The following is a 20,761-nucleotide window of genomic DNA, read 5'->3' as shown; positions in this document are numbered from 1 at the left end:
CAGAAGCGAACGACCGAACTATGCGAGGTCCTTGGCCTCGACCAGCTTGACGTCGGTCTTGATCCAGCCCGAGAACTTCTCGCCGGCGAGCTGGCGCAGACCGTATTTGATGCCGTTGACGGCCATCTGGGCACCGAACTGCTCGACCGTCGCAAGCATCTTGCCGCTCTTGATCAGGGGCTGCACCGGCGGAATGTTGTCGAAGCCGACGACCTTGATCTTGCCGCTCTTGCCGGTCGCATCGAGCGCCTTGACGACGCCGAGCGCCATCGAGTCATTGGCGGCCATCACGCCCTGGATGTCCTGATATTTGGTCAGGAAGTTCGTCATCAGCGTGTTGGCTTCCTCGGTCTCCCAATGCGCCGTCTTGCTGTCGAGGAGCTGGAGCTTGCCTTCGGCGATCGACTCCATGAAGCCCTGCTTGCGCTGCTTGCCGTTATCGGCCTCGGGATTGCCCTCGAGGATGACGACCTTGCCGCCCGCGCCGAGCGCCTTGGCAAGCGCATCGCCGGCCAGCTTGGCGCCGGCCTGGTTGTCGGGACCGAAGAAGGCGAGATCGATGCCCGCGGCCTTCTTGGCGCCTGCATCGAGCGGCACGTCGATATTGACGACGGTGATGCCGGCCTTGATGGCCTTGGCGAGCGGCGTCGCCATCGCTTTGGAGTCGGCAGGAGCAACGACGATGATGTCGTACTTCTGGGTGACGAAGTTCTCGACCGCGTCGACCTGGGCGGCGAAGTCGCGCTCGTCCTTCATGCCGACGGCCTTGAAGTCGAACTTGTCCTTGTTCTCGGCGGCGAACTTGTCCGCGCCGGCCTGCATCTGCTTGAAGAATTCGTTGGAGAGCGACTTCATGACCAGGCCGACCTTCGGCTTGCCGTCGGCAAATGTCGGGCGAACGCCGGACATGATGGTGATCGTACCTGCAGCGCCGGCCAGAACGATCTGACGGCGGCTGATTCCGGATTTGCGCGTCGAGTTCGCCATTTCCACCTCCCTGTTGAACGTTTTCTTGTGCCGGCCATTGTGGCGGCGCGATGAAACGTTTCCAAATTTTGGGTATCAGAACTGGAAGCGGGTTTCAAGCCACCAGCGTTTGTGCACGCGCGAACCGACCATTTCGCACTGCATTTGACGCGGTATTCGAGCAACCGGATCGAGTCCACCGCGCCTTCTCACCCCTTTGCCCCCAAGCAGTTCATCGATATAGTGATGAACCGTTTCCAAATGGACAGGAAGACTGACCAACCGCTGGTCGGACGCTTGGAACGCTTCCGGAGCAGCGCGTTGGAAAAGCGCCGGTTGCTGATCGTCCGCCCGGCACGCTAATCACTGAGGCCTGATGGCAAAGCGTGGAATCAAGGACGTTGCCGAGCGCGCCGGGGTCGCCGTGGGCACGGTCTCGCGCGTGCTCAACGAGCATCCATCGGTGACTCCGGAGGTGCGCGCGCGCGTCAAGGCCGTGATCCACGAGCTCGGCTACCGGCCCGACCCCTTCGCCCGCAGCATGCGCAGCAAGGTCAGCCGGCTGATCGGCATCGTCATTCCGGACCTGACCAATCCGTTCTTCGCCGAGCTCGTGCAATGCGCCGAACGCGCCGCGGCCGATCGCGGTCACAACGTCATCTTCATGAGCTCGTTCGACGATGCCGCAAAGGAGGCGGATCGGCTGGCGCAGCTCGCCGGGCGCAAGGTCGACGGCATCATCATTGTTCCCTGCAACAGCCCTCACGCCATCAAGGCGCCCAAGGGACTGCCGCTGATCACGGTGGACCGCCTCCTCCCCGATCATCCCGGTGTCGCAGCGGATCACCGCGGCGGCGCGCGCGTCGCAGTGGACTACCTCGCCAAGCTCGGGCATCGCCGCATTGCCTGCATCGCCGGCCCGTCCGGCTCGCGCCCCGCCGACGATCGTCTGCAGGGATATCTCGACGTCATGCGCACGCTTCGTGCGCCCAAGGGCGCGAAGATCGAACCGCTCTTCGTCAACGCGGCCTTCGACTATGAGAGCGGCCGTACCGCCGGCACCTTCCTGCTCGCGAGGCCAAGAGCCGAGCGTCCGACCGCAATCTTTGCCAGCTCCGACCAGCAGGCCATTGGTTGCCTGCGCGCAGCCAACGATCTCGGCATTCCCATTCCGGCGGGCCTGTCCGTCGTGGGCTTTGACGGCATTCCGCTGTCAAACCTCATCACGCCACGCCTCACGACGATCGTCCAGCCGATGGCGCAGATTGCGAACGCGGCAGTCTCCTCGCTGCTTGGCCTCGGCGAGATGCCGCAGGCCGGCAAGCCCAGTCTTTTTCAGTGCGAGCTCGTCGTGCGCGAGTCCTCGACCGATCCGGTATTGGAGCCGGCAGCGACGAGCGCGTCGCGATAAAGCTCGATTGGCAACTCAGCGCGACGGTAGCGAAGAGAGTCCTTTCATCGCCCCCTCTCGGCGCTGTCGTGGTCACGGCCCGTACTGCGGTGCCGGCTTCTGGTTGAACTCATGCTCGCCGCGGACGCACGTGAAGCTCGCCGCATCGTTGGTACTGCCGCTTCCATTGTACCTCGCGATCTTCGGGAACACGCAAAGCGGTCGCGTCATCTGCACGTTGGGCGGAGTGTCGTCGACATATTTGGTCGCGGTGACCGCATCCGGCGCCGTGCCGTTCTCGACCCAATTCACGAGCGATGGAAGCAGAACGAAGGAGTTGGGACCGGGTCCGCCAGTGCAATGATGCATGCCGGGGACCATGTAGAGCCGGGCATAGCTCTGGGTCCTCTCGAGCGCGGATCGCCTGCGGTCCCTCTCATCGAACCGTACCTCCTCTGCGCCATGCCGCGAATGTTCGAAATCGTGCCTGTCGTGCTCCACAAGCGCATTGAAATAGTTGATGCTGACTTGCGAGGCGACACCCTGGTCCGCCCAACCATGGTACATGATCAGCTTGCCGCCATGGGCGCGGAACGCGCTGAGATCGGTACTGTTGGCGTTCATCGGCTCGGCGAGCTGGTCGTCGACGGCTTTGAGATCGCGGTGGATGTCGAAATTCGTGTAATTGATGGCGCTGCCCGGCTGGCCGAAGCTTGGACCGAACACCCAATACAAGGGGCCGTCAGCGAGCGGCTCCGGAAGCTGCTGCTTTGCCATGATGCCGAGAGCGTTGATGTCTTCAATCTCGGTGCCGCGCGAATACGCAGGAAAGACCACGTCGCCATTTACGGGGTCGATGACGCCGGCGTAGTAACTCTGCATCCTCGTGACCTGCTCGGCGGTCAGGCACGCAGGCGGGAGGTTGCCGCCCGTACATTGCAGGACTTTTGGATCGAAGTGGCAGTCGCGCGGATCCGACAAAAATTGGTCGGTCTTGACTCCACCATCCCGGCCGGCGCACTGCGCCAGGACCGCCTTGTTGATCAATGACATCTGGCCGGTCTGCATGAGTCTTCCGGGATTCGCATGCGCGACCTGCCACCCGTAGGGCGTTGATCCATACGATCGTGAGCGGTTGAAGGGCGCCGCGCCGGCCACGATGCCGTCGTAGTCATCTGGATAGCGCTGCGCTTCCATCAACGCGTTCTGGCCGCCGGTCGAGCAACCGAAGAAATAGCTCTTGTCGGCGTTTCGTTGATAGAACGCTGCGGTGATCGCCTTGCCCTGCACCGTCATCAAGTGGATCGCGCGATGACCGAAATCCGTGATCCGTTCCGGGTGCCCATAAAGACCAGTGGTCGGGTTGGCCGGCTCCCCCAACGCGATCGCAAGCGCGTTGCCCTGATTGCCGTTGGATCCGCAGAAATTGTTGGTGCACCCCGAGACCCCGGTGCCGAGACCGGTGTTGGCGACCGCGTATCCGGCCTTGAGACGCAAGGCGAGAGCGCCGTAGTCGAAGAAGCCGCCGAACCCGCCACTTCCAAGTCCGAGAAATCGCCCACCCCATGTGCTCTCCGGCAACCAGACCTCGATCTTGATCGACGAGTCGGTCGTGGGCGCGATCGTCGCCGTGACGCGACAAAACGTCGGCAATCCCGTGAGGTACTGCACCGGGTTGGTGCCCGGAATGGCGAAAGTGCCGGAAATGACATCGGTCGCCGACGTGATGGTGGTCTGCTCAAGCGCGAGCGATTGCAAGCCTGTGCACTGCGTCGCCATCGCGGGGCTCCCAGCAGCCGTGACAAGAACACCTGCGACCGCGCCGATGAGAGATTGACGATGCATGATCTGCCTACCCCAATTGTTTTTGTTCTAGTTGCGCCAAGCTAACCCACAATCTAGAATGGCACGACTTCATGACGTCTGGAAGAGGCGAGCACAGGATCTCGTCGCGCTTCTCGCAAAATGCGAGGGCGATCCCACGGAGCGGCGAGCTCCATGTCCCCTGCTTCCGTTTGCCGGAAGGGCTGGCGCGGTTGCACGCGTATGTGTCGGATAATGCGTTCCGCTCTAGGCGGGCGCTGAGACGGCCTTGTCCGCCAGCCTGAACCGCAGCGTGAACTCGGCGCCGCCGCCGGGGAGATTGTCCACTGCGACTGTCGCGTCGTGATCGTCGGCGACGCCGCGCACGATCGAAAGGCCGAGGCCCGCGCCGTCGCTGCGCTGGCGATCCCTGCGCCAGAAGCGCTGGAAGATCAGCTCACGTTCGGCTTCCGTGACGCCCGGACCGCAATCGCGCACGCGCACAGAGCCATCGTCGCCGACTTCGACGTCCACCGACGTCTCCTTCGCGGTGAACTTGATGGCGTTTTCGGCGAGGTTGAAGACTGCGCGCTGGAGCATCTCGAAATTGCCGTGGATCATCACCGGCGCGTCGGCGCCCCGGAGCGCGATGTCCTTCTGCTGGGCGATCGCGAACGGTGCGATCGCGCCGACCACCTCGGCGCACACGGCGCGCAAATCGGCCGTCTCGCCGGGATCGAGCACCAGCGTGTCGAGCTCGGCGATCTCCAGGAGCTGGGCGACGATCCGGCTCATGCCCGCGATATCGTCATGCAGCGCCTGCTTCGCCGCGCCGTCGCCGAGCGTCTCGATCCGCGTGCGCAGGATCGCGAGCGGCGTGCGCAGTTGATGGGCGGCATCGGCCGTGAACTGGCGCTGCACGCGAAAACCGTCCTCGAGACGATCCAGCGCCTGGTTGACGGCGGTGACGAGCGGCATGATCTCGCGCGGAATCTGCTCCGTCGGCAACCGGATGTCGGTGCGCGACGGGCCGATATTGCTGGCCTCCTCCGAGGCCATCCAGAGCGGCGCGATCGCGCGGCGAAAGATGAAGATGTCGATGGCGAGCAGGATCAGGAGGATGGGAATGGTGATCCACCCGACCCGGCGGAAGAAGTTGGACACGATGTCGTCGGTGATGACGTCGCGATGCGACAGGTCTTCCGCCACCTGAATGCGGACGGTGGTGTCGCCGATCGTCTGGGTCACGTCGGCGCCCGAGATCGACTCCGATTCAACGCTACCGGTCTTCTTGTGCGACGAGAACAGCAGGCGTCCGTCGGCATCGCGGATGTCGTACTGGTAGCGGCCATAGGCTTCCGAATAGAGACCGCGCAGGCTGTCGGGCAGATTGAACGTCACCTTGCCGTCGGGCTGGACCGCGATGCGCTCGGCCAGGGTCACGGCCTGGGCCCGCATCGCGGCGCGATGCAGCTGGTCGATCTCCGAGTTCAACAGCCAGAACAACACCAGCGGCAGGAAGATCGCGACCACCGCGATCGCGATGATGTGCAAGAACACGATGCGCGAGATCAGCGATTTGAACGACGGCCTGGCGAATGACCCGGCGGCGCCCACGCTATTTCTCCTCGGCCATCATGTAGCCGACGCCGCGGATGGTGTGGATCACGACCTTGGCGCCATGTTCGGTGAGCTGCTTGCGCAGCCGGGAGACGTACACCTCGACCGCGTTGGAGGCGACCTCGCCCTCGAGGCCGAAGATGTGATCTTCGACGTTCTTCTTCGGCACCACCCGCCCCTGCCGGCGCAGCAGGATCTCCAGCACCGAGGTCTCGCGCGACGAGATGATCCGCGGCTTGTCGTCGATGAAGATCTGGCGGCTTTCGGTGTCGTAGACGAGATTGGCGAGCCGCAGCGAGCGGCCGAGCAGCTGGCCCGGACGGCGCAGGATCGCCTCCAGCCGCGCCACCAGCTCCTCCATCGCGAACGGCTTCGCCAGGTAATCGTCGGCGCCGCTGCGCAGGCCGTTGACGCGGTCCTGCACGCCGCCGCGCGCGGTCAACACCAGCACCGGCAGCGGTTCCATCTGCCGCCGCAGCTCGCGCAACACCGACAGGCCATCGCCGTCCGGCAGGCCGAGATCGAGGATCATTGCGGCATAGTTGACATTGTGCACCGCCTCGCGCGCCTCCTCGGTGCTGCCCACGATGTCGCTCTCGTAGCCGGCCGCCGCCAGCCCGCTGGCCACGAGCCGCGACAGCTCGGCATTGTCCTCGACGATCAGAAGGCGCATTGCTTGACGCTCGATATCCAGCCGGTGGCCGCCGCCACCGCAATTGAGATCATATCGCTGCTTTTTCCACCATTCGGCCGGGTTCGCCAGCAAAAAGCGAATGCGCGCCGGCTTGGGGGCATCAGGCCTTCGCTGTCAGATCCACGTAAGCTTGGTAAACGCGAACATCCACCGAACGACGATCGCAGCAGGATCGGTCACCAGGATGGCGCAATTCGAATGCGATACGGTGCAGGAACGACCCGGCACGCGACGAAGTCATCTGCCGGAAACGGAAGGGTCCCATGGATCGACGCGGGTTTCTGTTGGCTTCTTGCGCAACCTTGGCGCTGGCCGGTCGTGGCCATGCGGACGATCTTGATGATCAGGTGGCGAGGCTGGCGTCCGAGGGACACGTCTGCGCCGTGTCGGCCACCATGTTGAGAAATGGGCACGAGGCGCGCGCGCTGTCGGCCTCCGGCTGTGGAGCGAATCCCGGATCCGATGCTGTCTTTCAAGCGGCGTCGCTGTCGAAGCCGGTTGTCGCCTACGTCGTGCTCCGGTTGGCGCGGCGAGGAGAACTCTCGCTGGACCATCCGCTCAGCGAGATATTTCCTGACGGATATCAACACCGCCAAAACCTCTTCGCTTTGAAGGCCGCTCCGATCGTCGACACGGTAGCGGTCGACGTCTTGCGCACCGTGACGCCGCGCTTGCTGCTGTCCCATGGCGCCGGGTTTCCCAATTGGGCTTCCGATGGGCCATTGACCCAGACTTCTGCTCCAGGCACGTGCTGGCAATATTCCGGCGAAGGCTACGTGCTGCTGCAACGCATGCTGGAAACCCTGACCGGCCGGCCGCTGCAGCAATTGGCGGAGCAGGAGCTGTTTGCACCGATTGGACTGACCAATACCGCATTCAAACTGACGCCGGCGATCCAAACACAGCTCGTTGCGGGCTCGCCGCGCCAGCTCCGCTTTCCCTACGAGATCGCCGCCAGCTCCCTCTACACCACGGCGAACGACTATGCCCGCTTCATGGCCGCGGTCCTCAACGACGAACAATTGCTCTCGTCGATCACGCGCGATCCGCGGAAACTTTCCGCACCACATCTTTCCTGGGGGCTTGGTTGGGGACTCGAGGAAAAGAACCATCCGGTCGCGATTTGGCACTGGGGCAGCAATCCCGGATTTCGCGCGCTCGCCATGGCCAACCTTCAGTCACGCGATGCGATCGTCGTGCTGACATCCTCCGATGCCGGAATGCCGCTGGCCAAGACCATCTTGGGCTCGGTCATGCCGGGAGATCATCCCGCACTGGCGCTGGACCTGGTGCGGTAATTCCCACGCCCGGCCCCACGACCGGGGCCGGACGAGTCCGTTCACTGACTCGGCCACATCGGATATTTTGGCCCTCCGTAATAGCGCATCTGGTGAGTATCGGATGAACCTGCCGCGGTCGCGCCGAGATCGCTCACGCAACCGGCAAGGCAAGCGCCGAGCCCTGCTAGAATGATCATCGTCGCGACTATCCGAGCCGGCCGTTTAGCGGTCATGTTCTCCTCCCCCTGGGCGCGTCAGTACTTGGCAACGACCGCGTTGCCACCGAACTTGAAATCGAGTCCGAGTGTCACGACCGAATAGGTGTTGGCGACCGTATAAGGCAGCGCACCGTTGGTCGGCGCGTCGCGGTGGAAAGTGCCGAGATCGAGATAGCGATACTCGAACTTCCCGATCAGATTGTCGGTGATCGCATAGGCGATGCCGCCGCCGGCAGCCAAACCGCTGCGCGTCGCCTTGAACGTGTCGACGCCAAAGCCTGGATTGGTGTTGGTGTGGGTCAGCTCGCCATAGGCCCAACCACCCGTGAAGAACAGCAACAGCCGATCGACCGCGATGCCGCCGCGCGCCCGCAGCGTACCGCCCCAGCCGAGCTTGGTCGCGTCGTCCCAGCCGAGCGCGAAATTATCACCGCCCTTGATGTTCGAGCCGAAGCCGTCCGCCTCGACGCCAACCACAATGCTCCCGCTCTGCCATTGGTAGCCGACTTCGCCGCCGCCAAGGCCACCGGTCGATTCGTAGTTCGCGGTGAAATTGGCAAAGCCCGCCGGACCAGTCGCGTTGTTGACGTTGTGATTGCCGAGCCCCCAGCCGCCGAACACGCCGACGTAGAAGCCGGACCAGTCGTAAGCGGGCGCCGCGAGCGGTGGCGCCTTGCCGTAGATCGGCAGATCGGCGCCGAGTGCCGGCGACATCGCCCCCAATGCGCAGAATGCGACGGTCGAGAGAATGAGTTTCTTCATGGTTTGCCCCTGTCGAATGTGTGCCCCGCGATGCGGGCGGCGCGCTCCGAGCGCCGGCCCGCGCGCAGGATCAGAAGTGGATGATGATGTCGGCCGAACCGATGACGGCAGTCTTCTTGTTCGGCGGGATGCCGAGGTTCGCATTACCGTTGAACGCTGGTGCATCCAGGGCACGGTAGATCGACACTTCGGGCCGCATCTCGATCTGCGGTGAGAACCAGTGCTGCCAGCCCAGACCGGTCTCGACGTAACGTGTCTTTACACCCGTGCGCTGCCCCTGCTTGTCGTCGAACCATTCCAGGCGATAGGAGATGTTGTCGAGCTTCGTCGGGCTGTAATTCACATAGGTCAGGAACGTCTGCACCGAGGCGGTGCACGACAACTGGGTCGTGTTGCCGCAATGCGCGCCGAACGGCGCATTCCACGGCATCACGTCGAGCGAGAACGGTGTTCCGCTCGCGACGAGCGCGACCGAAGCCGGATTGTCGAGATTGAGAACGTTGTTCTGGTGCTCGTTATAAGTCTCGAACGAGATGTGCCACTGGTCGTTGAACTTGTGATAGTAGGTCAACCCGTACCATTGGAGGTTATTGTAGCCCCAGGTGCCGTTGTTGATACCGTTCGCGACGACGTAGACGCCGTCTTTGCCGCTGTCGGTGACATAGCGGACGCCGGCGCTGAAGGAGGGTTGGGCGCCGGGATCCTTCAGCATGGTCGTGTCGGGAAACAATGGATTGGGGTTCGCGTTGGGAATCTTGGCGCCCACATGCCAGGGCATCGCTTCCGTTCCCACGGAGACGCTTCCCTGGATCATCCAGTTCTTGTTGAGTGAGAGCGAGGCGTTGATGCCCGTGTTCGTGTAATTGTCGAACGTATACGTCATCGAGTGCGTATACATATAGTTGTTCGGTGCGAGCTGTGCCTCGATGTCGGGGATCGAGATGTAGCGGCCAAAGCGGAGCAGCAGGCCGTCGGCAAGGTACGGGATGAAGACCTCGCCATAGGCCATCGGCATGTCGTAGCCGTAATTCTTGTTCTGCTGGAGCAACTGGTTGCTCCACAGGCCGTACGCGGTCGTGTAGCGATAATTCTCGCCATAGATGGGCGCGATACGGAAGCCCCAATCGACATGATCCTTCTGCACCGTATCAGGCAGGCGCTCGATGTAGACCACAGCCTGATCGAGCTGCACCGTATTCGGATTGTAGTCGTACGCTGCCGGCGAGTTGCCGCCGCGAACGGTGTTGTTGCTGAGGTTGCCGCCCGCGTTGATCCAGCCATACACCTGGATGTGCGAATCGTTCATCGCCTGTCCGACCGAAGTATTGCCGAGCGCACTCATCAACGGGCTGTCGACCGAATTCGGACGCGTGACGCCGATGCTGGTCGTACCGCCATAGGGCCATTCGCTGAACGGCATCGGCGGAATGCTCTGCGGCGTCGCCGGCCAGGCGTCGCGGCGCGATGCCGGCGCCTTGGGATCGGACGGCGCTGAGTCCTTGCCCCATTCGAGACGGTAATAGTTGATGAACCGGGTGAAGAAGTCGCTGCCGAGATAGGAGTCCAGGCAGCCGTAATTCTTGTACGGGTCGCAGAACGTCTTGCCTGTCGGCGGAAGTGTGTCTCCCGCATTGGCGGCGCCGCCCATCCCCATCATCGCGACCAGCGATGCGCCTGCCAGAAGATACTTTCTCATCATATTGCCCCAAGCTGTTGGTACCGACGCCTTCAAGGCGCTCTTTCGGTTTGGTTAAGCTTGGCGTCATCCTTCGTGCGCGGCGCAGAAAAAGGCGATACGGATTGCCGCGCGCGTTCATTAAAATAAAATAGCGCAACGACGCGCTGCTCCGTCGTTTGCACGCATACTCATCAATTGCCCGCGCCGTTTGCTCAAGGCCTCAGCGAAATCATTAACATTTTGCGGACGAATGATGTCGCGGCGCAAACGTTTCCCTCGCGCTGTGTCATTTTCGACATAGTCGTCCGAAGTGTCTGCTCGACTTGAGCGCAAATGCGATCACGCGACCCACCGCGGCTATCTTTTTGCTACGCCCGAGCGCGGAATTGTTGATCGAAGATTTATGGCCGGACTCGCTAGTCTTCTCGTACGGACTAGACTCTGCTTTGCGAGGTTCGACCATGGAAGCCGTGACTCATGCTGCGGGCGTCGCAGATGGTCCCTCGCGGGACGATACCGCAACTGACCTCTCGTTCCTGCCCGGGACGTTGATGGGGCAATGCCGCAGCCTGATCGAATCCTATCATGAGGTTCATGGCTTCGCGTCGCTACCGAACATGCTCTGGCAGTTTCGCATGGGCCCCCTGATCGAGCGCCACAACGAGCTTCGGCAAGTGCTGCGCAGGGCCTCGACCACGCGTAGCGCCAAGAAAGCCAATGAAGGGTTTGTCCAGATCGCGAGCACGATTCTCGCGCTGGAAATCCTGGCGAGCAGCTTTGCCGGCTGGAACGCCATCTATCCGGTCGCCGGCGAGAGCGCGCGTGACGTGCTCCGGCGCAACGCTCACGGGTCGCACATGCCGCTGATGGACTTCTACCTTTATCCGCCGAAGCAGATCAGCGCAGCCGCCATTGCCACGCTCGCGCCTCCCGCCAGCCGATCGCATGACGAGCCCGGCCTTTATCACGCGTCGCGCCCCGAGTTGTCGGGCGAGCGGCGCGCTCTTCAATATGCAAGCATGCTGCTCGACTCCGTAGATCTACGGAGCTGAACGGCTATTACTTTTTTATTTCCGCCCGCATTCAACGACATAGATTTTCTACGCCAATTCGGCCCATCGTTGGCCTGCTGGGTAAGTTGACGACATCGCGGGGTGGATTTGCGCCCTGACGTGATCCGCTGCGGGGTGCCGACGGGCTCTCGCAGGGATCATTGATGTCCTTCCCTGAAGGCACGCACGTATTTTGATTGTAAATCTCCCACTTGGCCGCATGCCTTCAACGGCGAGCATGCGGACGACCAGACCTGACGTTGGAGCCGGCCGCCTCGTGGCGGCGGACGAGCATCGGCGGCCGCGCGCGCTTTGGCGCACCGTGTCGCCTCTTCTGCTGTCGGTGCTCGGCGTTGCCTTGTTTACGGCGCCCCTGCTCGCCTTCAGCCGGAACGTGGCCACCAGCCTGGTACCGATCGCTTATCTCATCCCCGTGATCTTCGCAGCGACCAGGTGGGGCATCTGGCCTGCCATGGTGGCATCGATCGCGGCCATGGCGGCCGCGGACTTCTTCTTCTTCGCCCCGCTCTACAGCTTTCGTGTCGACGATCCGCAAGAGGCGGTCGATCTGCTGCTGTTCCTGATCGTGTCGCTGGTCAGCAGCAATCTGGCATCCCGGCTGCGCCAGGAGACCGAGCGGCTCCGTCGGAGCGAGAAGGACATGCAGGCGCTCTACGACTTCTCGCGGAGGCTCGCGTCCTGCTTTACCATCGCCGACCTGATCGCGGCCATTCAGCAGCATTTCGCGCTCGCCTTCGGCCATCCCGCCACCTTCTTCGTGACGACGTCCGATGGCCACATCGAGCCACCGGATTCACGCTTTGCGCCTCCGACGGTGCAATCGGGTGCTGCCGCCATGAATTCCGGTGTCGGACCGATGTCGCGGACCATCGTCGACGAGACCAGAAGCGAGCTCTGGCTGCTGCGTGCGATCTCCTCCGACGACACCATTCACGGCGTCATCGCGGTCAATATCGGACAGGGCCCGCAACAGGCGATCGCGACCCGGACGCGCCGGATCGAGGCCATTCTCGATGAGACGGCCCTGACGCTGCAACGTCTGGACATCGGCAAGGCCATGGAGAGCGCGCGGCTGCACCTGCAGGGACAATTGCTGCGGGACGCCTTCCACGGCACGCTGTCTCACGAACTCTGCTCGCCGCTCGCTGCGATCCAGGGATCGGCAAGCGTTCTCGATTCGATTCCCGCGATCCGCAGCGCCCCCCGCATGCGCGCGCTGGTCGACGCGATCTCCGATGAGACGGCCCAGCTCGACGGCTATATCAGAAACCTCCTGAGCGCGACCCGCGTCACCGCAGGCGGGCTGAGCCCGCGCCTCGAATGGGCCGACCCGAGGGATATCGTGAATGGCGCAGCCAGACGGCGCGGACGCCGGCTCGGTGCGCACCGGATTGAAATCACCTTTGCCGATGATTTGCCGCTGCTCCATCTCGATTCCGGATTGATCGAGGAAGCCTGCGGCCAGATCCTCGAGAACGCCGCGAAATATTCGCCATCCGGCTCGACCATATCCGTCGACGTCAGGTCGGAGCCGGACCGCCTGATCATCCGCGTCTCCGACCAGGGCGTCGGCATCACCCTGGACGAGCAGGGAAAGCTCGGGCGCCGGTCGTTTCGCGGGGCGCGGCACCAGGCCTCCGTGCCCGGCTCCGGCCTCGGCTTCTGGATCGCATCGACCTTTGTGCACGCCCATGGCGGAACGATCTCGGTTCAGAGCCGGGGACAGGGGCAAGGGACCGTCGTCACCATCGCCCTGCCCGCCACCGCATCCTCTCCCGAAACGATGGCCTTCCATGAGTAAGCCGGCAAACGTGGTCCTCCTGATCGACGATGAGCCGAAGATCAGGCGCTTTCTGCGCGCCGGTTTCGAGCTCAACGGCTTTGTCGTGCTCGAAGCCGAGAACGCGACCGAAGCCCTGAAGATCGCGACGTTCAGCGCGCCGGACCTCATCGTTCTCGACCTGGCGCTGCCGGACCTTCACGGCGCCGAGGTGCTCGAACGGATCCGCGCCTGGTCGAACATCCCGATCATCATTCTCTCCGTCGCCGCGGGCGAAGACGACAAGGTGCGGCTGCTGCAGGCCGGCGCCGACGATTATGTCGTCAAGCCGTTCGGCATGGCCGAGCTTCTCGCACGCAGCGAAGCCGCGCTGCGGCGCTATTTCAAATCGGCGACGGAGAATCCGGTCGTCGTCGCCGGCCCGCTCTCGGTCGACCTCGTGACGCGCACGGTGTCGCTGAACCAGAGCCTGGTTCGCCTGACGCGGAAGGAATACCGGCTGTTGCACGTGCTCGCCATGCATGTCGGCCTCGTCGTCACCCACGACCAGCTGCTCAAGGAGATCTGGAGCGGCAATCAGCGTGATAACATCCAGTACCTGCGCATTCTCGTGCGCAAGCTGCGCCAGAAGATCGAGAGCGACCCGAACCAGCCCCGCCTGTTGATCACGGAATCCGGCGTCGGTTACCGGCTTCAGAACCGCTTCGATCCCGTGCCCGTCGCCGATCGGGTCGGCTGATGCCGGCCCCTTCCCGGACACGCAGATCACCGATGCACGGCGCGGCGCCACGCCTGTAAAGAAATAATATATTTCCCCGCGCAAACCGCCTACCTTGCACAACAAAGGGGCGGATGCGGTGGACTTCCTCGTTCAGAAATTCAGTATTTTCGGTTTCGAAGGCCAGTACTGGATGCTCGCCGGCGCCGTCGTTGTCGCCATTTTCGTCATCTTCGTCTGGCGGACGCGCGACCGGACCTGACCGTTGCCGCGTCCGGGAACGCAAGAGGCCGACCACTTCAACGCGATGTGATCGGCCGCGGATCAACGACCGATCCACGCCACCGCATGATGGCGGCGCAGGCAGCGGCGCTGTGCAATCGACCGGCTTTTGTTCAATCGGGCATCGGCGCGCGTCCGGCGCTATCATTTCTGTATTTATATCCCCCGCTCCTTCTATCGAAACCAGATCAGCAGACCGCTAATACTGTTTTGGGGCAACCACGGTGACGTCGCACTGTCAGGTGTACGTCAGTTGGGCTTGCTAACAAGATTCCGTCCGCCGCGATCGCTTCACGCCGCGCGCATTGCGCAGTGGTCCAGCCGATCGAGAGCACGGACATCCGAAGCGGATCAAACGGGGCTCTGTGATGGCATTTCGCATCAAGCATGCGGGCATGACGGCGAGCATTGCGGCGATGGCCGCCATCGCCGGCGGCGCCTGGTTTTTGACGCACACCGGCGAATTGCGCTCCGCCAAGGCGGAGCAGCCGGCAGCCGCCAGCGACGTCGATATCGCGCAGCAAACCATCACCATGACCGACAAGCAGGCCGACGCGTTCAAGGTGCTCGCCGCCGAGCCGCGCGCCTTCCGCGTCGTCAAGCAGGCCGTCGGCTCGATCGACTTCAACCAGAACATGCTGGTGCAGGTGTTCACGCCAAATCCCGGCAAGATCGTCGACACCTTCTTCAACGTCGGGGACACCGTCGCCAAGGGCGCGACGCTGTTCACCATCGACAGCCCCGATTTGCTGCAGGCTGAATCCACGCTGCTGGCCGCGGCCGGCGTGCTGGAGCTGCAGGGCCGCACGCTGACGCGCGTGAAACAGCTCTTGAAGACCGGCGGCGGCGCGCAGAAGGACGTCGACCAGGCGATCTCCGACCAGCAGACGGCCGAAGGCAATTACAAGGCCGCGCGCGACGCCGTGCGCATCTTCGGCAAGACCGACGAGGAGATCGATCGCATCGTCGCCGATCGCAAGGTCGATTCCATCCTGATCGTGCCGAGCCCGATCGCGGGCCAGATCGTCACGCGCAACGCCGCACCCGGTCTCTACGTCCAGCCCGGCAATGCGCCGGCGCCCTACTCGCTCGCCGATCTCTCGACGATGTGGATGGTCGCCAACGTCATCGAGACCGACGCGCCGTCCTACCGCATCGGCCAGTCCGTCGCCGTCAGTGTCCCCGCTTATCCCGGCGAGGTGTTTCGCGGCCACGTGACGACGCTCGGGCTGAACATCGATCCCACCACGCACCGCCAATTGGTCCGCTCCGTGATCGACGATCCCGCCCACAAGCTGCGCGCCGGCATGCTGGCCGGCTTCTCGATCGAGACCGAGGGACCGAAACAGTCCGTCGCCGTGCCTGCGGACGCCGTGGTGCGCGAGGGCGACGGCACCATGACGGTGTGGGTGACGCCCGACCGCCACCGCTTCGAACGGCGCAGCATCACGGTCGGCATCGCGCAGGACGGCTGGTACCAGATCCTCGACGGGCTGAAGCCCGGCGAGCTGGTGGCTTCGAGCGGCGCGATCTTCCTCTCGAACAAATTCGCCACCGCGGTCACGGGCTGATCGAGGCGTCGATCGCCCCGGCGCGCCGGTTCTGAGTCAAGAGATCGTGGTCAAAAGCATCCTCACCTTCGGCCTCACCCGCAGCGCGATCATCGTGCTCGGCCTCGTCGTGTTCTGCGCGGCGGGACTGGCCGCCTTCAGCAAGCTGAACATCGAGGCCTATCCCAATCCCGCGCCGGTCATCCTGGAGATCACGGCCCAGGCGCCGGGGCTCTCGGCCGAGGAGATGGAGAAGTATTACACCATCCCGATGGAGGTCGGGCTCTACCCGACGCCGGGCGTGGTCAACATCCGCTCGACCTCGTTCTACGGTCTGTCCTTCGTCCGCGTCACCTTCCGCTACGGCGTCGACTATTATTTCGCGCTGACCCAGGCCGCCAACAGCATCCAGCAGAACATCACGCTGCCGGGCAACCAGGTCCCGACCATCCAGCAGTCGAGCCTGGTCGGCGAGATCTACCGTTACCAGCTGGTCGGCCCGCCGAATTTCGGCCTCACCAACCTACGCACGCTGCAGGACTATGTCGTCACCCGCCGCCTGATGACGCTGCCGGGCGTGGTGCAGATCAACTCGTGGGGCGGCACCACCAAGCAGTTCAACGTCGATGCCGACTTGCAAAAGCTCGAGGTCTACAACATCACCGTGCCGCAGCTCGTCACCGCGCTCGGCAACGCCAACGTCAATGTCGGCGGCCGCGAGATCGCGATCGGCCAGCAATCCGTCAACATCCGCGGCATCGGCCTGATCGATTCCGGCGGCGCCGACGACGTCACCAAGGGCTACAAGGTCACCGATATCGAGAACATCGTGCTGACCCAGTCGAACGGGCTGCCGATCCAGATCAAGGATGTCGCAAAGGTCTCGGTCGGCTTCGTGCCGCGGCTCGGCATCGCCGGCAAGGACAAGCAGGACGACATCGCCGCCGCCATCGTCGTCATGGGCCGCACCCAGCACACCAACGAGATCATCCCGAAGGTCGAGGAAGAGGTCGCCAAGATCAACAGCGATGGCACGCTGCCTCCGGGCGTGAAGGTCGTGCCCTATTACGACCGCTCATCGCTGGTCGGCGTCACCACCCACACGGTGCTGCACAACCTCGTGTTCGGCTGCCTCTTGGTGTTCATCATCCAGTGGGTGTTCCTCGGTGACCTCCGCAGCGCGCTGATCGTCTCCGCCAACATTCCCTTCGCGCTGTTCTTTGCCATCATCATCCTGGTGCTCCAGGGCGAGGACGCCAATCTGCTGTCGCTCGGCGCGGTCGATTTCGGCATCATCGTCGATTCCGCCGTGATCATGATGGAGAACATCTTTCGAAACTTCCAGTCGAGCCCGGACAGTCGCGCGCGCGTCCTGCAAAATCTCGCCGAAGGCTATTGGGGCGCCGATCCGACCGCCCCCACCCACGGCCAGCCGACCATGGCGCGCTGGACCGAGCGGCTCAGGATGATCTTCGTCAGCGCGCTGCAGGTCGACAAGGCGGTGTTCTTCACCGCCGCGATCACGGTGACCGCCTTCGTGCCGCTGTTCACGATGCAGGGCGTCGAGGGCCAGATCTTCGGACCGATGGCCCGCACCTATGGCTATGCGCTCGCCGGCGCGCTTCTGGCGACCTTCACGGTGACCCCGGTGCTGGCGTCACTGCTGCTGCCGGAACACATCGAGGAGACCGAGACGGCGATCGTGCGGTGCCTGCGCCGCGCCTACACGCCGGTGCTGCGCTGGGCGCTGGGCAGCGTGAAGCTCGCCTTGATCGCGGGCGGGATCTTCCTCGCGATCTCGACGCTTGCGGCAAGCCGGCTCGGCAGCGAATTCCTGCCGGCGCTGGAGGAAGGCAATTTCTGGATCCGCGCCTCGATGCCGCCGACCATCTCGCTCGACGCCGGCACCGAGGCGACGCGGAAGATGCGCGACATCCTGCTTCGTCATCCCGAGATCATCACCGTGGTCTCGCAGCACGGCCGGCCCGACAACGGCAGCGACGCCTCGCCCTTCTCCAATGTCGAGCTGTTCGCGCCGATCAAGCCGTTCGACGAATGGCCGAAGGGCCTGACCAAGGAGAAGCTCACCGAGGAGCTGCAGAAGGAGTTCGACGAGGAGCTGCCCGGCGTCACCTTCAACTTCTCCCAATACATCCAGGACAACATCGAAGAAGCCCTGTCCGGCGTGAAGGGCGCCAATTCGGTCAAGGTGATCGGTCCGAACCTCGATGTGCTCGAGCAGACCGCGACCAAGATCATGGACGTCATGCGCGACGTCCGCGGCGTCGCCGATCTCGGCGTTTTCCATCTGGTGGGCCAGCCCAATCTCGACATCAAGATCATCAGAGAGAAAGCTGCCCGTTACGGCCTCAACACCGGCGACATCACCGCGGTGGTGCAGGCCGCGCTCGGCGGCACCATCGCCACCAATGTGCTGGAGGGCGACCGCTCCTTTGCGGTCGCGGTCCGGCTCGATCCAAAGTTCCGCCAGAGCATCGACGCCGTGCGCGATCTCAAGGTCGCCTATTCGACGCCATCCGGAACCAACGCCTATATCCCCCTGAGCGAGCTCGCCGACATCACGCTCGACACCGGTGCGCTGTTCATCTACCGCGAGCGCAGCCAGCGCTACATTCCGATCAAGTTCAGCGTGCGCGGCCGCGATCTCGGCGGCACCGTGGCGGAGGCGCAAGCCCGCGTCGCGGACAAGGTCCAGCTTCCGCCGGGCTACCGCATCATCTGGTCCGGCGAGTTCGACAATCTGGAAGCCGCGAAGGCACGCCTGATGGTCGTGGTGCCGGTGACGCTGCTGTTGATCTTCGTGCTGCTCTACAGCCTGTTCAATTCGGTGCGCGACAGCCTGCTGGCGCTCGCCGGCATTCCCTTCGCGGTCGGCGGCGGGCTGATCGCGCTCTATCTCGCCGGCCTCGATTTCAGCATCTCGGCGGCGATCGGCTTCATCTCGCTGTTCGGCGTCGCGGTGATGGACGGCATTCTCAACATTACCTATTTCCGCGAGCTGCGCGCCTCCGGCATGAGCATCGCGGAAGCCGTCTTCCACGGTGCCGAGCAGCGCATGCGGCCGATGCTGATGACCGCGCTCTCCGCCGGCGTCGGCCTGTTCCCGGCGGCGCTGTCCCACGGCATCGGCAGCCAGGTGCAGAGGCCGCTGGCAACGGTTGTCGTCGGCGGCATGTTCATCGGCCCGTTGCTGCTGCTCGTGGTCGCGCCGGCGCTGCGCAAGGTGTTTCTGTCGCGCGAGAGAACGCCGGCACACGAGGACAGCGCGGCGGCCTCGCCGCCGGAAGTGGCCCATTAGGATGCGTTGCGTGATGATCAGCCGAGCGGCTCGCAAATCACTTCTCGCCAGCGCCGCGAGCGTCCTGCTCGCCAGCTGCGCGGTGGGCCCGAACTTCGAGACGCCGCCGGCGCCCGCCGTGTCCCGCTACACGCCGGAGCCGCTCGCCTCGCCCCGGGTCGATGCCGAGGGCCCGCGCGTGCCGCGGCAGCAATTCGTCAATGGCGCCGACATCCCGCCGCGCTGGTGGGCGGCGTTCCGGTCGCAGCCGCTGAACGAGCTGATCCGCCTGTCGGTCGAGCACAATCCGTCGCTGCAATCGGCGGAGGCCGCGATCCGCGTCGCCAATTTCAACGCGCTGGCGCAACGCGGCCTGTTCTTTCCGCAAATCGGCGTCAACTACATGCCGTCCGACCAGCAGATCTCCAACATGGCGACGTCTAACCCGGTGGACTCGCCGCAGTCGCGCTACACGCTGCACACCGCACAGCTCAACATCAGCTTCGTGCCCGATATCTGGGGCCAGAACATCCGCGCCGTCGAGAGCCTCGACGCCCAGACCGAGCAGGCGCAGTACCAGCTCGAGGCCGCCTACGTCACGCTCACCGCCAACGTCGTCACCGCCGCCATCCAGGAGGCCTCGCTGCGCGGCCAGATCGCGGCGACCGAACGCATCGTCAAGATCGAGCGCGACATCCTCGGCATCCTCAAGACCCAGTTCGAGGCGGGCCAGGCCGCGCAGGTCGACGTGCTGACGCAGGAAACGGCGCTGGCGCAGGCCGAGCAGACCCTGCCGCCGCTGGAGAAGCAGCTCGCCGTGCAGCGCGACCTCCTCACCGCGCTCGCCGGGCAGTTCTCCGCCGACGAGGTGTTGCAGAAATTCGATCTCCGCCACCTCACCTTGCCTGCCAACCTGCCGGTGAGCCTGCCGAGCACGCTGGTCGCGCAACGGCCGGACGTGCGTGCGGCGGAAGCCAATCTGCATTCGGCGAGCGCCCAGGTCGGCGTTGCCATCGCGGCGCGGCTGCCGAATCTGACGCTGACCGGCAATCCCGGCACCAGCGCCTTCAAGGCGTCGCAGCTGTTCACGCAAGGCACGCTGTTCTACACGGTGGCCGCGAGCGCGACGCAGCCGCTGTTCGACGGGCTCACGCTCTATCACAAGCAGAAGGCCGCGGAAGCAGCCCTCGACGAGGCCGAGGCGCAATATCGCCAGGCCGTGATCACGGCGCTGCAGAACGTCGCCGACGCGCTGCGTTCCCTGCAGGCCGACGCCCGCGCGGTGCAAGCGGCGATCAAGGCCGAGACCGCGGCGAAGGCGAGCCTCGACATCGTGCAGAAGCAGCTCGTGCTGGGACAGATCACCCAGGTCACGGTGCTGAACGCGCAGCAGGCCTATTTCAACGCCGCCATCACCCGCGTCCAGGCGGAAGCCACCCGCCTGTCCGACACCGCCGCCCTGTTCATGGCGCTCGGCGGCAGCTGGCCGGCCGAGTGTAAAACACCGGTCTGGCGCGAATGTGTGTTTGCGGACAAGCCTGCTCCGGTCATGAAGGTCAGCGAGGCAACGTTGCCGTCACGGTGATGCGAGTAGCGGGCCAAGCCCGTAGGATGGGTAGAGCGAAGCGAAACCCATCGCTTGATCACCG

15 protein-coding genes are annotated in these 20,761 nt (G+C 63.8%); 9 read left to right on the top strand and 6 right to left on the bottom strand.

The window, feature by feature from the left end:
* Positions 1–18: 18 nt before the first annotated feature.
* Positions 19–987, bottom strand: a complete 969-nt coding sequence (locus NLM31_RS17965) for a sugar ABC transporter substrate-binding protein (RefSeq protein WP_254130633.1) — start codon at positions 985–987, stop codon at positions 19–21.
* Between the two features lie 355 nt (positions 988–1,342).
* Here NLM31_RS17965 and NLM31_RS17960 point away from each other — a divergent pair, with 355 nt between their 5' ends.
* Positions 1,343–2,377, top strand: a complete 1,035-nt coding sequence (locus tag NLM31_RS17960; protein WP_254130632.1) for a LacI family DNA-binding transcriptional regulator — start codon at positions 1,343–1,345, stop codon at positions 2,375–2,377.
* Positions 2,378–2,449: 72 nt separating this feature from the next.
* Here the strand turns inward: NLM31_RS17960 and NLM31_RS17955 are convergent, their stop codons facing one another.
* The 3 genes from NLM31_RS17955 to NLM31_RS17945 form a co-directional block, all read right to left on the bottom strand.
* Complete coding sequence (locus NLM31_RS17955) at positions 2,450–4,135, bottom strand: tannase/feruloyl esterase family alpha/beta hydrolase (protein ID WP_254193102.1); 1,686 nt, start codon at positions 4,133–4,135, stop codon at positions 2,450–2,452.
* A 291-nt stretch (positions 4,136–4,426) separates the two neighbouring features.
* Positions 4,427–5,776: an ATP-binding protein gene (locus NLM31_RS17950; protein ID WP_254193101.1), complete on the bottom strand. Its 1,350-nt coding sequence runs from the start codon at positions 5,774–5,776 to the stop codon at positions 4,427–4,429.
* A 1-nt stretch (position 5,777) separates the two neighbouring features.
* The gene (locus tag NLM31_RS17945) at positions 5,778–6,452 is read right to left on the bottom strand and encodes a response regulator transcription factor (RefSeq protein ID WP_254130629.1); all 675 of its coding nucleotides are present in this window, start codon (positions 6,450–6,452) and stop codon (positions 5,778–5,780) included.
* 284 nt (positions 6,453–6,736) lie between these two features.
* On the opposite strand from NLM31_RS17945, the gene NLM31_RS17940 reads away from it, so the two are divergent.
* The gene (locus tag NLM31_RS17940; protein ID WP_254193100.1) at positions 6,737–7,771 is read left to right on the top strand and encodes a serine hydrolase; all 1,035 of its coding nucleotides are present in this window, start codon (positions 6,737–6,739) and stop codon (positions 7,769–7,771) included.
* Positions 7,772–8,007: 236 nt separating this feature from the next.
* Here NLM31_RS17940 and NLM31_RS17935 read toward each other — a convergent pair whose 3' ends face one another.
* Together NLM31_RS17935 and NLM31_RS17930 are read right to left on the bottom strand one after the other, a co-directional pair.
* Positions 8,008–8,733 (bottom strand): outer membrane protein, encoded by a 726-nt coding sequence (locus NLM31_RS17935; protein WP_254193099.1) that lies wholly within the window; start codon positions 8,731–8,733, stop codon positions 8,008–8,010.
* 70 nt (positions 8,734–8,803) lie between these two features.
* Positions 8,804–10,429 (bottom strand): outer membrane beta-barrel protein, encoded by a 1,626-nt coding sequence (locus tag NLM31_RS17930; protein ID WP_254193098.1) that lies wholly within the window; start codon positions 10,427–10,429, stop codon positions 8,804–8,806.
* Between the two features lie 443 nt (positions 10,430–10,872).
* Here NLM31_RS17930 and NLM31_RS17925 point away from each other — a divergent pair, with 443 nt between their 5' ends.
* The 7 genes from NLM31_RS17925 to NLM31_RS17900 all read left to right on the top strand — a co-directional run bounded on the left by NLM31_RS17925 (position 10,873) and on the right by NLM31_RS17900 (position 20,697).
* Positions 10,873–11,463 carry a hypothetical protein gene (locus NLM31_RS17925; RefSeq protein ID WP_254193097.1) on the top strand — a complete coding sequence of 197 codons (591 nt, stop codon included), beginning with the start codon at positions 10,873–10,875 and terminating at the stop codon, positions 11,461–11,463.
* 238 nt (positions 11,464–11,701) lie between these two features.
* Positions 11,702–13,285 carry a DUF4118 domain-containing protein gene (locus tag NLM31_RS17920; RefSeq protein ID WP_254193096.1) on the top strand — a complete coding sequence of 528 codons (1,584 nt, stop codon included), beginning with the start codon at positions 11,702–11,704 and terminating at the stop codon, positions 13,283–13,285.
* Positions 13,278–14,003: a response regulator gene (locus NLM31_RS17915; RefSeq protein ID WP_254130623.1), complete on the top strand. Its 726-nt coding sequence runs from the start codon at positions 13,278–13,280 to the stop codon at positions 14,001–14,003. The genes NLM31_RS17920 and NLM31_RS17915 overlap by 8 nt, the downstream gene beginning before the upstream one ends.
* 118 nt (positions 14,004–14,121) lie before the next feature.
* Positions 14,122–14,244 (top strand): hypothetical protein, encoded by a 123-nt coding sequence (locus NLM31_RS43035; protein ID WP_256561419.1) that lies wholly within the window; start codon positions 14,122–14,124, stop codon positions 14,242–14,244.
* Between the two features lie 388 nt (positions 14,245–14,632).
* Positions 14,633–15,835, top strand: coding sequence for an efflux RND transporter periplasmic adaptor subunit (locus NLM31_RS17910; RefSeq protein WP_254193095.1), 1,203 nt, complete (start codon positions 14,633–14,635; stop codon positions 15,833–15,835).
* Between the two features lie 46 nt (positions 15,836–15,881).
* Positions 15,882–19,133, top strand: coding sequence for an efflux RND transporter permease subunit (locus tag NLM31_RS17905; RefSeq protein ID WP_254193094.1), 3,252 nt, complete (start codon positions 15,882–15,884; stop codon positions 19,131–19,133).
* Between the two features lie 13 nt (positions 19,134–19,146).
* The gene (locus tag NLM31_RS17900) at positions 19,147–20,697 is read left to right on the top strand and encodes an efflux transporter outer membrane subunit (protein ID WP_254196220.1); all 1,551 of its coding nucleotides are present in this window, start codon (positions 19,147–19,149) and stop codon (positions 20,695–20,697) included.
* Positions 20,698–20,761 lie beyond the last annotated feature (64 nt).

The organism is Bradyrhizobium sp. CCGUVB4N, from assembly GCF_024199945.1.
Lineage (GTDB): Bacteria > Pseudomonadota > Alphaproteobacteria > Rhizobiales > Xanthobacteraceae > Bradyrhizobium.
The sequence above is the reverse complement of the archived record's forward strand: the minus strand, read 5'-3'. Positions and strand labels throughout refer to the sequence as shown.

Excerpts from the sequence above, each read along its gene's own strand:
- NLM31_RS17910 (WP_254193095.1), top strand. The coding sequence starts at position 14,633 with ATGGCATTTCGCATCAAGCATGCGGGCATGACGGCGAGCATTGCGGCG.
- NLM31_RS17920 (WP_254193096.1), top strand. The coding sequence starts at position 11,702 with ATGCGGACGACCAGACCTGACGTTGGAGCCGGCCGCCTCGTGGCGGCG.
- NLM31_RS17915 (WP_254130623.1), top strand. The coding sequence starts at position 13,278 with ATGAGTAAGCCGGCAAACGTGGTCCTCCTGATCGACGATGAGCCGAAG.
- NLM31_RS17965 (WP_254130633.1), bottom strand. The coding sequence starts at position 987 with ATGGCGAACTCGACGCGCAAATCCGGAATCAGCCGCCGTCAGATCGTT.
- NLM31_RS17940 (WP_254193100.1), top strand. The coding sequence starts at position 6,737 with ATGGATCGACGCGGGTTTCTGTTGGCTTCTTGCGCAACCTTGGCGCTG.
- NLM31_RS17945 (WP_254130629.1), bottom strand. The coding sequence starts at position 6,452 with ATGCGCCTTCTGATCGTCGAGGACAATGCCGAGCTGTCGCGGCTCGTG.
- NLM31_RS17935 (WP_254193099.1), bottom strand. The coding sequence starts at position 8,733 with ATGAAGAAACTCATTCTCTCGACCGTCGCATTCTGCGCATTGGGGGCG.
- NLM31_RS17925 (WP_254193097.1), top strand. The coding sequence starts at position 10,873 with ATGGAAGCCGTGACTCATGCTGCGGGCGTCGCAGATGGTCCCTCGCGG.
- NLM31_RS17960 (WP_254130632.1), top strand. The coding sequence starts at position 1,343 with ATGGCAAAGCGTGGAATCAAGGACGTTGCCGAGCGCGCCGGGGTCGCC.
- NLM31_RS17900 (WP_254196220.1), top strand. The coding sequence starts at position 19,147 with ATGATCAGCCGAGCGGCTCGCAAATCACTTCTCGCCAGCGCCGCGAGC.
- NLM31_RS17930 (WP_254193098.1), bottom strand. The coding sequence starts at position 10,429 with ATGAGAAAGTATCTTCTGGCAGGCGCATCGCTGGTCGCGATGATGGGG.
- NLM31_RS17955 (WP_254193102.1), bottom strand. The coding sequence starts at position 4,135 with ATGGCGACGCAGTGCACAGGCTTGCAATCGCTCGCGCTTGAGCAGACC.